Source organism: Vogesella mureinivorans (genome assembly GCF_007644035.1).
Lineage (GTDB): Bacteria > Pseudomonadota > Gammaproteobacteria > Burkholderiales > Chromobacteriaceae > Vogesella > Vogesella mureinivorans.
The window spans coordinates 51,241-65,168 of sequence record NZ_VMTV02000047.1 but is presented as its reverse complement, the minus strand read 5'-3'; the positions used below and the strand labels follow the sequence as shown (position 1 = coordinate 65,168).

The following is a 13,928-nucleotide window of genomic DNA, read 5'->3' as shown; positions in this document are numbered from 1 at the left end:
CTATTCAGTGGTAAAACGGATAATATGAATGATACCAATCACTAAAACCGATCAATCATGCCGCTAAGACTGTCGCTACGTGAACTGGAAGTATTTGCTGCGGTGGCCGCCTGCGAGTCGGTGACGCGGGCGGCGGCCGAGGTGGCGCTGTCGCAATCTGCCGCCAGCCAGGCGCTGGCGCAGCTGGAGCAGGCGCTGGGCGTGCCGCTGTTTGACCGCATCGGCCGTGGCCTGCAGCTGAACGAACACGGCCGCGCGCTATTGCCACGGGCGCGGGCGCTGCTGGACGACGCCGCGGCGCTGCAAGACCTGTTTGGCGAGGCGGCGTTGTCGCTGCGGCTGGGCGCCAGTACCACCATTGCCAACTATTTGCTGCCGCAGCGGCTGGCGGCCTTGCGCCAGCGTTGGCCGCAATGCCGCGTCAGCCTGCAGGTGGCCAATACCCGCGACATCGTGGCGGCGGTGGCGGCACTGCAGGCCGACTTTGGCCTGATAGAAGGCCCGTGCCACCACCCGGCGCTGCACAGCTTGCCGTGGCAGCAAGACGAGCTGCTGGTGTTTGCTGCGGCCAACCACCCGCTGGCGGGGCGGCCGGTGAGCCTGGCCGAGCTGGCTGGTGCGCCGTGGCTGCTGCGCGAGGCGGGCTCCGGCACCCGCGAGGAGGTAGAGCGCGTGCTGCTGCCGCATCTGGGTAGCCTGAACGTGGAAATGGAGCTGGGCGATTCCGAGGCCATCAAACGTGCGGTGGCCGCCGGTCTGGGGGTGAGCTGCCTGTCGCGCCGCGTGGTGGCCGAGCTGCTGGACAGCGGCGCGCTGGTACCGCTGCACACCGCCTTGCCGCCGTTGCAGCGCACGCTGTGGTGCATCCGCCACCGCGATAAGGCGCCGGGCAGCAGCATGCGCGCCTTCCTGCAGCTGGACGGCCTGGCGCCTGAGGGCCGCTAACCCAACCCAGATCCTGCGCTGCCTTGCCGTACCACGGTTACTGTCTGCGTCGCCGCGCCTTGGCCCAGGTGCGCTGCCAGCTTGTGTTAGCGGTGCTTGCTAACCGTGTTTAGCCTGCCAGCGTGCGCCAGGCCATCAGCGCGGCAAAGCTGATGAGCAGCACGCCGCACAGCTGGTTGATACGCCGTTGCCCGGCCGGCCCCAGCCGGGCCAGCAGGCGCCCGCCGCCGTAGGCCAGCAGCAGCCACCACAGCGCCGAGCCGGTAAACACGCCGGCCACCATCAGCACCGCATCCGCCGGGCCGGGTTGCTGGCCGCCGGCCAGGCTGGCAAACACCGCAATAAACGACAGCATGGTCATCGGGTTGCTCAGGGTGAGCCCCAGTGCCGACAGGTAGGCCGCCAACAGCCCGCCGTTTTCGCTCGCCTGGGCGGCATGGTTGGCCGCAGCACGGCGCAGCGAGCCCACGCCCATGTACAGCAGCAGGGCGCTACCGGCCAGCGCCATCGGCGTGGCGATAGCGCTGAGCAGGTGCAGCAGCGTGCCCATGCCGGCGGCACCGGCGCTGGCGTACAGGCCATCGGCGCTGGCGGCGCCCAGGCCGGTGACAAAACCGGTGGCCGGGCCACGGCGCAGCGTGCGTTCAATGCACAGCAGGCCGATGGGGCCCACCGGCGCGGCAATGGCCAGCCCGATGGCGGCCGCTTCCAGAAACAGGCTCATGGTGTTCTCCTTTGCTGCTGCATAGTGTGGCGTGGCGTGCGGTGGCTGCCCATGCCGTGATGCAGGCGATGCGCTATGCTGGCCTAAGAAATTCAGGCCAAACGGCAGAAAGGCTTAACAAATGGAAGTAGACGCCAAATCGTGGGCCATTCTGGCCGCACTGCAGGACAACGCCCGCCAATCGCTGACCGAGCTGGCGCAGGCGGTGGGGCTGTCGGTGCCGGCGGTGTCGGAGCGCGTCAAACGGCTGGAAGAGGCGGGGGTGATACGTGGTTACCACGCGGTAGTGGCGCCGCTGAAGGCGGGGTATGCGCTGTCGGCGCTGGTGGGCATTACCGTGCCGCAGCCGGCCAAGAAAACGCTGCTGGACAGGCTGGCCGCCATGCCGGAGGTGCAAGAGTGCCACCACGTGACCGGGGTGGATTCCTATGTGTTTCGCGTGCTGGCGCGCGATGTGCAGCACCTGGAGCTGCTGGTGTCGCACCTGAACGACCTGGGCGAGACGCGCACCAGCATCATTCTGTCTACGCCGCTATCGGCACGGCCGGTGTGCCCGCCACGTTAGGTGGTGGCCGCCTGCTAGTACGGTCACTCTACAAACAACAAGGCCCTGCCATGCGGCAGGGCCTTGTTCGTTGCGGCCAAGGTTAGCCGCAGGCGCTTAATCCACGCGGATGTACGCCCAGCCTTTGGCTTTCATGCAGCTGCGGTACATGTCTTCGCGCTGCTCGGCATTGGCGTCAAAGCTTTCGCGGCGCTCTGGCTCCCAGTAGCCCGGCGTCCAGGTGCACTGGTTGTTGGCACCGCAGACCTGCCGTGGCGGCTGAAACGACGCCGGGCGCGCTACGCGCTCGCGCATCTCGGGCGGGAAGGTTTTGGCGGCCTCCTGTTTGCACGGGTAGCTTTCGGCATCAAAGTTGCGGGTGCCGTCGCCGTGGCGCCACTGGTAGGTGGCGCAGCCGGCCAGCAGGCTGCACAGCAGCAGCGGGATAAAGGCTTTCATGGCAGGCTCCTCAGGCAGTTTGCGGCTGGCGGGCAGCCCAGCGGTATAGCGCAATGCCGGCCACGATCATCGGCAGGCTTAGCCACTGGCCCATGCTGATCACGTCGGACTGGCCGAAAATGCCGGCGTCCGGGGTGCGGAAGAACTCGGCAATAAAGCGGAAGCTGCCATAGCCCATCAGGAACACCGCCGACACCTGCCCCACCGGGCGGCGGCGCGCCGAGAACAGCCACAGGATGACAAACAGCGCCGCGCCTTCCAGCAGCGCCTGGTACAACTGCGACGGGTGACGCGGCAGCATGTCCACGCGCGGGAAAACCATCGCCCACGGCAGGTCGGCCGGTGCCACGCGGCCCCATAGCTCACCATTGATGAAGTTACCCACGCGGCCTGCGGCCAACCCTGTGGGTACCAGCGGGGCGACAAAGTCGGCCACCTGCCAGAAGCTGCTGCCTTGCTTGCGCGCAAACAGCGCCATGGCCACCAGCACGCCGATAAAGCCACCGTGGAAGCTCATGCCGCCTTTCCACACCATCAGGATTTCTGCCGGGTGCTGCAGGTAGTAGCCGGGCTGGTAAAACAGCACCTCGCCCAGGCGGCCGCCCAGCACCACGCCCAGCACGGCCCAGGTCAGGAAGTCGTCCAGGTCTTTGGCAGACCAGCCGCTCCATGGCTGGCTTTTTACGCGCAGATTGCCCAGCCACAGAAACAGGCCAAAGCCCAGCAGGTACATCAGGCCGTACCAGTGCACGGCCAGCGGGCCCAGGTGAATGGCTACGGGGTCAAACTGAGGATGGATCAGCATTTGTCAGTAATGTGTGTTTGCGGTAAAAGGAAGATCTAAATTATACGGAAAGCGCCAGGTGGCGTCCCGACGCGATCATGACGGGATGGTGCCATTAACAGAAACTTCACGCACCCGGAAGTTCCTGCCAGCTGCTCACAGAAGCGGCGATGCGCGTAAACAGGACAAGATTCAGGCTGTGCCCCCGTGGCGCAGGCAAAGAGACCCAAAGGATAAAGCCATGCCGCAATACCGTTCCAAAACCTCTACCGCAGGCCGCAATATGGCCGGTGCCCGTGCGCTGTGGCGCGCTACCGGCATGAAGGACGAAGACTTCCAGAAGCCCATTATTGCCATTGCCAACAGTTTTACCCAGTTCGTGCCCGGCCATGTGCACCTGCACAATATGGGCCAGCTGGTAGCGCGTGAAATCGAGCGCGCCGGCGGCGTAGCCAAAGAATTCAACACCATTGCCGTGGACGACGGCATCGCCATGGGCCATGGCGGCATGCTGTACAGCCTGCCCAGCCGCGACCTGATCGCCGACAGCGTGGAATACATGGTAAACGCCCACTGCGCCGACGCGCTGGTGTGCATCTCCAACTGCGACAAGATCACCCCCGGCATGCTGATGGCCGCGCTGCGCCTGAACATCCCGGTGGTGTTTGTGTCCGGCGGCCCGATGGAAGCCGGCAAAGTGCAGTGGGGCAACGACATCCGCAAGCTGGACCTGGTCGACGCCATGGTGGAAGCGGCCAACAGCGCTGTATCCGACGCGGATGTAGACAAGGTAGAGCGCAGCGCCTGCCCGACGTGCGGCTCCTGTTCCGGCATGTTTACTGCCAACTCGATGAACTGCCTGACCGAAGCGCTGGGCCTGTCCCTGCCGGGTAACGGCAGCCTGCTGGCCACCCACGCCGACCGCAAAGAGCTGTTCCTGAAGGCTGGCCGCCTGATTGTGGAGATCACCAAACGCCACTACGAGCAGGACGACTACAGCGTGCTGCCACGCAGCATTGCCACCAAGGCCGCGTTCGAGAACGCCATGAGCCTGGACGTGGCCATGGGCGGCTCCACCAACACCGTGCTGCACCTGCTGGCCGCCGCCAGCGAAGCCGGGGTGGATTTCAAGATGACCGACATCGACCGCATCTCGCGCAGCGTGCCTTGCCTGTCCAAGGTGGCACCGGCCACGCAGAAGTACCATATGGAAGACGTGCACCGTGCCGGTGGCGTGATCGCCATCCTGGCCGAGCTGGACCGCGCCGGCCTGATTCAGCGCGACATCCCCACCGTACACAGCCCCAGCATGGGCGCTGGTATCGAGGCCTGGGACATCATGCGCCACGGCCCGGATAGCGAGCCGCACCGCTTCTACCGCGCCGCACCAGGCGGCGTGCCCACCACCATCGCTTTTAGCCAGAGCATGCGCTACCCCACGCTGGACGACGACCGCGCGGAAGGCTGCATCCGCGACCAGGCCAACGCCTACTCGCAAGACGGCGGCCTGGCCGTGCTGTACGGCAATATCGCCGAGCGTGGCTGCATCGTGAAAACCGCTGGCGTGGACGATTCCATCCTCAAATTCACCGGCCGCGCCCGCGTGTTTGAAAGCCAGGACGACGCCGTGGCAGCCATTTTGGCCGACCAGGTTGTGGCCGGTGACGTGGTGGTGATCCGCTACGAAGGCCCGAAAGGCGGCCCGGGCATGCAGGAAATGCTGTACCCCACCAGCTACCTGAAATCCAAAGGCCTGGGCAAAGCCTGCGCGCTGCTCACCGACGGCCGTTTCTCCGGTGGTACCTCCGGCCTGTCCATCGGCCACGTGTCGCCGGAAGCCGCCGAAGGCGGTGCCATTGGCCTGGTGGAAGAGGGCGATACCATCGAGATCGATATCCCGAATCGTGGCATCCAGCTGGCGGTAAGTGCCGAAACGTTGGCCGCACGCCGCGCTGCACAGGAAGCCCGTGGCGCCCAGGCCTGGAAGCCGCTGGACCGCCAGCGCGTCGTCAGCCCGGCGCTGCGCGCCTATGCCGCCATGACCACCAGTGCCGATACCGGCGCGGTGCGCGATGTATCGCAGGTAGAGCGCAAGTAAGCACGCGATCACGCGATCACGCTAAAAAAACCGCCGTATTGCCCCCGGGCAGTGCGGCGGTTTTTTATTTGGCACCCGCATTGTTGTTTTCTGTTGGCTGGGCCATTTACTTTTATTGCCGTCGATAAATGCCTTGCTGCGGGCTGTGCATAATAAGCTGCAATCTGAAATGCAGGTTTATGTTTAATACCGTGGCTGCCTTTTATATCGCTTGTGCTTTCGATATGAATAGGTTGGTCTGTAATATGTCAGGCTGTTTGGTGCTTATTAGCCATGCCTGGCGCAGGAAAGGGCTGGCATGCGTTTATTGATAAATTTGGAGTGGTGGCTGCGTAGCGCCTTCATGGCGGGGTGTTTGTGGCTGGCAGGGGGCGCGCTGGCGCTCACCATTCCGGCTACACCGTTGGGCGCCGGCCAGGTGGTAGAGCCCAATGTGCTGTATTTGCTGGATGATTCCGGGTCGATGATGTGGGACATCATGCCGGATGAGGGCGTGACTAATAGTTACCACGGCTGGCTGTTTCCGCTGCCGGACGATACTTATGGTGCCTCGCTTTACTATACCACCCCCGATTTAAGTACAGCCTATGGCGGTAAGTATGATTGGTATCAGATTTATATGGCCCTGCCTAGTTTTGCTGATAATAATATCTATAGTATTTACTTGCGGTCTAGCCATAATAATAGTGTTTACTACGACCCGGCCAGAACTTATCGCCCCTGGCTGGATAGTAATGGCCTGCCCTTTGGTGTCGATGCGCCGTTGCAAAATGCCAACCCGCGCAAGGCTTACTGGAACCCGGCTAAAAAAGGTAGTGGCAGTATTAACCTGACGGTGTCCAACACCAGCACCAGTGCTGGGCAGCCTGCCGTGCACTGGTTTAGCTCGACGGCCAGCGATTATCGCCAGGCAGCCGCCAGCCGCAGCGTGTCGCAGCTTACCGGGGTGAGCTATTACCCGATGACATTCTATGTCTATGATGCCGGGCCATCGGGTAACCCAAATCTTGCCAGTAGTTATACCCGCTACCAGATGCGCGGCAACACGCTGTACAAGCGCAAATTGCCCAATGGCACCGAGATCAATGCCGGTGCCGAGTTATCGTGGGCGGATGGCAAGATACGCCGCACCATAGCAGAGGAACAGATCAACTTTGCCAACTGGTTCCAGTATTACCGCTCGCGTTTTCTGGCTTTCAAAGCGGCCAGTAGCCATGCGTTTGCCGACCTAGGCACGGCTTACCGCATAGGCTTGGCCAGCATCAATCTGCGTGGCACCAGCAGCTATGAGTTTCTTGTGCCGCAGAGTGGTGATTTTTCCGGCACCAATCGGCAGACCTTTTTTGACCGGCTATTGGCTTTGCCCATCAGCCTGAACGGAACCCCATTGCGGGGGGCTTTACGCTGGGCTGGTGATAAGTACCAGAGTGAATACTGGAAAGATAATATCGAGTGTCGCCGCGCCTTCGCCCTGATGACTACCGATGGCAGCTGGAATGCTGAAGCAGGCTTGTCGATGGGGAATGTCGATAGTGATGAAGGCCGCCCGTATGCTGATACGGTCGCGGATACACTGGCCGACGTGGCGATGCATTACTGGAAGACCGACCTTTCTGCACTGGCTAACCTGGTGCCAGCCAAAGAGAGTAACCCGCAAACCCAGCAACATATGACCACCATAGGTTTAACGCTGGGCAAGCATGGCCTACTGGACCCCAAAACCGATCTGCCAGCCCTGAAAAGTGGGGCACTCGCGTGGCCGGACCCGTTTGGCAGCGGGGCAGCCAAGATCGATGACCTGTGGCATGCCACTATTAATAGCCGTGGCAGTTTCATTTCTGCCGAAGACCCGGAGCAGCTACGTCTTGGCTTGGTAGATGCTTTCAAGGATATCGACAATAGTGTGTCCAGCCACAGTGCCGGTGCGGTAAGCGGTGCGGCTTATACCGCGGCCAGTCTGTATTTTCAGGCACAGTTTTCTGCCAATGGCTGGTACGGTCAGCTGGATGCTTATGGCCTGGCCCGTTTGGGCAAGGGCTACTTCATTGTGAACCCACCCAAGTGGCGTGCCAGCGAGCGGTTAGCACTCAATGGCAACCGGCAAATCTTTACCAGTACGCTGAACGGTGCCAGCACACTGCCATTCACTGTTGCCGGTCTTGGGGTGGTTAATATGGCCGTTAATGGGCTGAACCCGTCGATGGTGGATTACTTGCGTGGCGGGCGCAGCAATGAGAGCCCTGCTGGCTTGAAATACCGCAAGCGTAGCGAATTACTGGGCGACATCATCGACTCCAGCCCCTTGTATGTAGGCAGGCCATCGGACAAGTTGCCTCTGCATCAGTTACGGCCACCCATGGTATATGTTGCGGCCAACGATGGCATGTTGCATGCGTTTGACGTGGCTACCGGCGATGAGCGCTTTGCCTATATCCCTTCCCCGGCACTTGGCCGCCTGGCCAGCCTGGCTGACACCGATTACGGCGCCAAACACCAGTATCTGATGGATGGCCAGCTCAGTACGGCAGAGGCACAGATTGGTAGCGAATACCGAACCCTGCTGGCCGGCAGTCAGGGCCGTGGTGGAGAAAGCCTGTTTTTGCTGGACGTTACCGCGCCGCAGAATATCCAGGAAAGCACGCTACCCAATGCCCGCCCGCTACTGTGGGAGTTCAGCAACCTGAATGACCCTTATCTTGGCAAGCTGTACCAGTCAGCCCCACGCATTGCCCGCCTCAATGACGGCAAGGACTATGTGCTGGCGCCAAATGGTTACAACAGCTTGCTAGGCGGGGCGCACCTGTTTGTATTGCCTGTCAGCAACCCGACACACGCGTGGCTGCCGGGTTTCAACTATTGGCGCTTAAGTGCCAGTTTGCTGCCGGGTAACGGGCTATCCGCTATCACGCCCTACGACATGGATGCTAACGGTACGGTAGACCTGGTGTATGCCGGCGATCTGAAAGGCAACTTGTGGAAGTTCGACCTGAGCAGTAAGGACCCGCTGTACTGGAAAGTAGGGCTGGCAGGGCAGCCGCTTTACAAAGCGCTTGGCCCCAAAAATTTACCGCAGCCTATCGTGTCTGCCCCGGTGCTTGCCCCGCACCCGGACGGCAAACCCGTGCCGGTAACCGCCACTCGGCCGGGGGTGATGGTGTATGTGGGAACCGGCCGCTTTCTGGATGCGTGTGACCAAGCGGGCACCCAGTGTGTCGGCGAAGACAGTGTTGACTCGATATACGGCATATGGGATTACGGTGGCCAGGTGTGCCAGCGCAAGGAGCTACAGCAGCAACAGCTGGTCAACGCCAGCATTGCCAATACAACTACGGGTACCTTTCGCAAGGTAACCAAGCGCGCGCTGGTGTACCCGCCGCAAACCATCTACGCCACCCCCTGTATGACCGGGGTGACACCGCGTAGTCTGGTGGCCGGGCCTGGCGGCACTTATGCTTTTCCTGCATTTGGCTTGCCCCAGACCGAGCGGGTGAAAAACAGCAGCTATTGGCTAGGTTGGTTTATCGATCTACCTGCAGAAGGTGAGCGGGTGGTGGGCCACTTGCGCTACGACCGCAGGCGTCTGGAGGTGCAAACGTATATTCCGTCTGCCGTGGGTAGCAAAGCGTGTGGTGCGGCCAACGATGCCAGCTATATTTTGCGGCTGAACTACCAGAATGGTGGTCCGTTCACGCGGCCACGCTTTTTGCACTCGCAGCTTGATGCGGCGCTGGCAAGAAAACAGGCCGATGCTTTTGATGTGGTTGGCCTACGCCTGCAGGGGGCTTTGGGGCGTACAGCGATTAGCAACTCGACCTTGCTGGCTAATACCAATGGCGGCACCGGTGGCCCGGTTATCGAGCCGGGTGGGCGTACGGTACGCAGGGTGAGCTGGCGGGAGATCATTTCAGATTGTCCCGTTTCTTTTACCTCAACGGGCGGTATCAGCTGTACCGGAAAGTAGGGCTGGCAGAGCCGCCACTGTACACGTCGCTTAGACCCAGGGGGTTGCTGCAGCTTGGCGCGTGCCCCGCATCCAGATGGCCGGGTTGTCCCGGTATCGGCTACTCGCCCGCAGTGATGGTATAGGTGGGAGCCGGTGGCGCCGCGCCATACCCATGGCGGCACCGCTAGCCCGGTTATCGAGCCGGGTGGGCGTACGGTACGCAGGGTAGGTTGGCGGGAAAACACGGCAAAGTAATTGTAAATTAAGTGCTATAAAATTAAAGCCCGCTAAATGCGGGCTTTAATTTTATCCAGTGCCTACAAAAACCGTGTTGTTATTGTGGCTGGTATTTATATAGAAACTAAAAGGCAGGCCTGATAAGGCTTTAGCTCAATGGAATGGTGAAAATGGGTGGGTTGGCAGATAAGCTGCATTTTCATAAGTTATCTTATCGATTATCATATAGATGAAGATAAAAATGCACCTATATCAATAGCAGGAGTCGCCGTGTTGCGCACGCTGTCCCGCCTTGTGGCACTCATCTCGCTGGCTGTTACCGTAGCGGCCCCTGTACAGGCACTGGTGCCGGCCAGCACGTCCCCTTTGGCGGGTACCGGCGATACCGATGGCCCCAATGTGCTGTTGGCCCTGTCTATCGAGTTCCCCACCGCCGGCTGGGCTTACCAGACGGGCTACACGACGACCAACGAGTATCTGGGCTATTTTGATGCCGGCCTCTGCTATAGCTATGTCACCAATGACAGCGCAGCGGGGGTGAACTATTTCAACCCGGTAAGCCAGGTCAACAACAGCACCTATCGTACGTGTAACGATGGCTACTGGTCGGGCAACTTCCTGAACTGGGCCGCAGGTACCGCTACCGATATTTTCCGCAAAACCCTGACCGGTGGTTACCGGGTGAAGGAAATCACCGGCAAGACGATTTTGCGTTTCTCCCGGCATGGTTACGGCGATGCCTCGCGCAGCTATGGCGATTTTCGCGGTTATCTGCCGCTGCTGTCGGGGCATAGCAGCACTTCGTCGTACATTCAGAATGTGAGTGCCACGCTGGTGCGACCCAGCGCCAACCCGTACTCGATGAACCTGACGCGTAGCTACCAGCGCTGGAGCGGTTTTAACTGGCAATCGTTCAACGACACCACGCGCTACGACCTGAACGTACGCGCTTGTGCGCAGTCCGGCAGCTTTGCCATGGGCAGTAATTGCACGCTGTACACGCCGTCTACCGGTGTGGTGGATTACAAACCGGAAGGCCTGATCCAGAAGTACGCCAAAACCATGCGGGTAGGGGTGTTCAGCTATCTGCTGGATAACAGCTACGACCGTGACGGTGGCGTGCTGCGCGCACGGCTGAAATACCCGGGTTGCTATCAGACCGTTACCACCAATGGTGGCAATACCATTGCCCTGGGGCGCGAATGGGACCCGAAAACCGGTGCTTTCTACACCAACCCCGACCCCACCGACGCGACCAACAGCAGTGTAAGTAACAGTGGCGTAGTGAACTATCTGAACCGCTTTGGCGAAGGCGGCTACAAGTCCTACGACCCGGCTGCCGAGCTGTATTACTCAGCCCAGCGCTACCTGCGTAATAAGGGTAACTATTCTGCTTACTCCAACATCACTGCCAGCAGCCAGAAAGACAGCTTCCCGGTGATTACCGACTGGGACGACCCGCTCAAGAATTCGGACCAGAACAACTTCATCATCTATCTGGGGGATGTCAACGTACACGGTGATGTGGACTTGCCTGGCTCTACCTGGGGTACGCCCAGAAAGCCTGGCGACGATACCGACCTGAATGTCAGCACCCTGCTGAATACCGTGCGTGGCGGCGGTACCAGCAATATCGGCTCTACCAATTCGCCGGGTTATATTGCTGCGCTGGCCTACTGGGGCAATATGTTTGATATACGCAGCGATAAATCCGGCGATCAGCACGTCAAAGCTTTCATGATCGACGTGGTGGAAAGCGGCTCCTACAAAAACGAAACCAGCAACTCGTTTTACCTGGCGGCCAAGTGGGGTGGTTTCGATGACAAGGACGGCAGCAAGACACCCAATGTGAAGTCGGAATGGTCCAGCGATCTGCAAACCATCGGCGCTTTTCCTAACGGGGTGCCAGACAACTACGCCCCCGCCAACAACCCCGAAGCCCTGGTAAAGGCGCTAAACCGCGCCTTCAGCTACGCCGCTTTGGCGGTGAAACCGTCGCTGTCCGGCCTGGCAGTGTCTTCCGGTACTAATAATGTCAACAACGGCAGCCACCTGTTCCGCACCACCTTCGAGCGCTCGTCTACCGACAGCGCCGACTGGTATGGCGATGTAGAAGCCTACAAGGTAACGCTCACTAATAATGTGCTGAATACCAATGCCCTGTCGCTGGACTGGAGCACCAAAGCCAAGCTGGAAGCACAGCTGGGCACCACCGCCAGTGGCCGTAACATCTATGCCTACAACAAGAGCAACGAAACAGGTATCAGCTTTAGCAGTGGCAGCAGCTATCTGCAAAGCGAGATCGGGCTGAATGCCAACGGCCTGGCCTATCTGATGGGCGACAACACCAATGCGGGTAATAACGGTAGCAAGGCATACCGCGCGCGCAGTGCCCGGCTGGGGCCCATCGAGCTGGCCAAAGTAGCCTTTGGCCCTGCGCCTGCCGATATCACCGGCTGCGGGACTTTTTCTGTCGCGGCCAAAGCCCGGCCAGCCATCTATGCCGTACCGGCTAACGACGGCTTCTTGCACATTTTCAACTACGGTGACAAAGCTGCGGCAGACAAAGGCAAAGAGCTGTTTGCCTTCATGCCCTCTGCGGTTTACCCGCAGGCCGCCAAGTTGGCCGCAAAAGACTACGAGTACGTACGCCTGCACGATGGCAGCCCGGTGATCAAGGACGTGTGCCTGAATAACCAGGCAGCAACCCTGCTGATTGGTGCTTCCGGCCGTGGTATTACCAAGGCAGACGGCTACGGTAGCAGCAGCATCTACGCCATTGATGTCACCAACCCCGCCAGCATGACTGCATCAAATGTGCGCTGGGAGTTTTCCTCGGCCAACGACAGCACGCTGGGTAACATGATGACCCTGCCCAAGCTGGTAAAACTCAATAACGGCCGCTGGGCAGCCGTGCTGGGTAACGGCATCAACCAGACCGGCAGCAATGCCGGGGTATTCATGCTGATGCTGGACAAGCCCGCCGGGCAAGCCTGGGTGCTGAACGACAACTACTTCAAGCTGACGGTGTCCCCCGGCAGTACGCCGCTGTATGCGCCTAACGGCATTACCGATGTCAGCACCTACGACGACGATGGCAACGGCACCGTCGATTACCTCTACGCTGGCGACCTGAACGGTAATGTATGGAAGTTTAATATCAGCGCCGCCTCGCCAGCCAGCTGGAACGTGGCCCTGAGCGCCAGCCCCCTGTTTACCGCCTACACCATGAATGGCAGCACACTGGGCAGCCGCCAGCCCATTACCGCCGCCCCGGTGTTGATGAAGACGGCGGGCGGGCAGAAGGTGGTGGTGTTTGGTACCGGCATCAACTACGACGAGCAAGACCGTGCCTCTACCGGCCATGCCATCTATGGCATTTACGATAATGGCTCTGCCGTAGGCGACCCGCGCAGCCTGCTGGCACACGCCACGCCGTCGTCGGACTCCGGCTATTCGCGCACCTCTACCAGCAGCATGGCGGCCAACCAGAAAGGCTGGTACATCCCGCTTACCACCAACGAACAGGTTGTGTCGTCGCCGTTTTATATGTCGGTATTGAAAAGCGATATGGTGGTGGTAGACAGCATCCGCCTGCGCCAGGAATGCTCCACCGCCGGCGAGGCATCGTTCCGTACCATTGTCAGCCTCAGTAACGGCGCTGCGCCAGACAAACCCATCATGGATACCGATGGCGATGGCCGCGTTACCAGCCGCGATAGCCGGGTCAACCGGCAGTCGCTTTCCACTGGCGTGAACTACGGCGGCTCGCTGCTGGTGACCCTGGGTGGTAACAAAAACAAGCTGGTGCTATGCAATACCGGCGTGAGCGGCACCATCGAATGCAACCCGCTGGGCTCATCCAGCCGGGTAGTCAGCCGGGTAAGCTGGCGCGAGATCATTGCCGACTGACGGCGGGCAATCTAGCCGCTTGCTATTGCGCTTGTTGGCGTGGTGACGCATCAAGGGTTCAGGCGCCTTGAGCGGGAAAAGCGCGCTAGCCGGAATGTGCTTGGTGGCAAGCCCGCACGCTGCGTGGCTGCGTGTAATCCGGCACCCATTACCCTGATTTTGCTTTTATTTTATAATTATAAATTCTATATAATCGCGTATTTTCGCTAGCATTTTATATTTAAACAATGAGTGGTTGCTGTCTGGGTTGGCAAAAGCGTGAGGGCAGGGCTTTGCGATTTG

At 60.2% G+C, this 13,928-nt stretch carries 8 protein-coding genes; 5 read left to right on the top strand and 3 right to left on the bottom strand.

The annotated features are described in order from the left end of the window. The first annotated feature begins 57 nt into the window (after positions 1-57). The gene (locus FLQ44_RS01325) at positions 58-945 is read left to right on the top strand and encodes a LysR family transcriptional regulator (RefSeq protein WP_147692716.1); all 888 of its coding nucleotides are present in this window, start codon (positions 58-60) and stop codon (positions 943-945) included. A gap of 109 nt (positions 946-1,054) precedes the next feature. Here the strand turns inward: FLQ44_RS01325 and FLQ44_RS01320 are convergent, their stop codons facing one another. Next, a complete protein-coding gene (locus FLQ44_RS01320) occupies positions 1,055-1,669 on the bottom strand; it encodes a LysE/ArgO family amino acid transporter (protein WP_147692715.1) in 615 nt (204 codons plus the stop codon). A gap of 121 nt (positions 1,670-1,790) precedes the next feature. Between FLQ44_RS01320 and FLQ44_RS01315 the strand changes: the two genes are divergently transcribed. Next, positions 1,791-2,234 (top strand): Lrp/AsnC family transcriptional regulator, encoded by a 444-nt coding sequence (locus FLQ44_RS01315; RefSeq protein WP_017508524.1) that lies wholly within the window; start codon positions 1,791-1,793, stop codon positions 2,232-2,234. A gap of 96 nt (positions 2,235-2,330) precedes the next feature. Here the strand turns inward: FLQ44_RS01315 and FLQ44_RS01310 are convergent, their stop codons facing one another. Together FLQ44_RS01310 and lgt are read right to left on the bottom strand one after the other, a co-directional pair. After that, on the bottom strand, positions 2,331-2,672 hold the full coding sequence (locus FLQ44_RS01310; RefSeq protein ID WP_147692714.1) for a hypothetical protein: 342 nt from the start codon (positions 2,670-2,672) through the stop codon (positions 2,331-2,333). 10 nt (positions 2,673-2,682) lie between these two features. Beyond that, positions 2,683-3,477, bottom strand: a complete 795-nt coding sequence (lgt, locus tag FLQ44_RS01305) for a prolipoprotein diacylglyceryl transferase (RefSeq protein ID WP_147692713.1) — start codon at positions 3,475-3,477, stop codon at positions 2,683-2,685. A gap of 220 nt (positions 3,478-3,697) precedes the next feature. Between lgt and ilvD the strand changes: the two genes are divergently transcribed. The 3 genes from ilvD to FLQ44_RS01290 all read left to right on the top strand — a co-directional run bounded on the left by ilvD (position 3,698) and on the right by FLQ44_RS01290 (position 13,646). Beyond that, positions 3,698-5,554, top strand: coding sequence for a dihydroxy-acid dehydratase (gene ilvD / locus FLQ44_RS01300; protein ID WP_147692712.1), 1,857 nt, complete (start codon positions 3,698-3,700; stop codon positions 5,552-5,554). Between the two features lie 298 nt (positions 5,555-5,852). Then, positions 5,853-9,515: a pilus assembly protein gene (locus tag FLQ44_RS01295; RefSeq protein ID WP_147692711.1), complete on the top strand. Its 3,663-nt coding sequence runs from the start codon at positions 5,853-5,855 to the stop codon at positions 9,513-9,515. Between the two features lie 489 nt (positions 9,516-10,004). After that, positions 10,005-13,646, top strand: coding sequence for a pilus assembly protein (locus tag FLQ44_RS01290; RefSeq protein ID WP_147692710.1), 3,642 nt, complete (start codon positions 10,005-10,007; stop codon positions 13,644-13,646). Positions 13,647-13,928 lie beyond the last annotated feature (282 nt).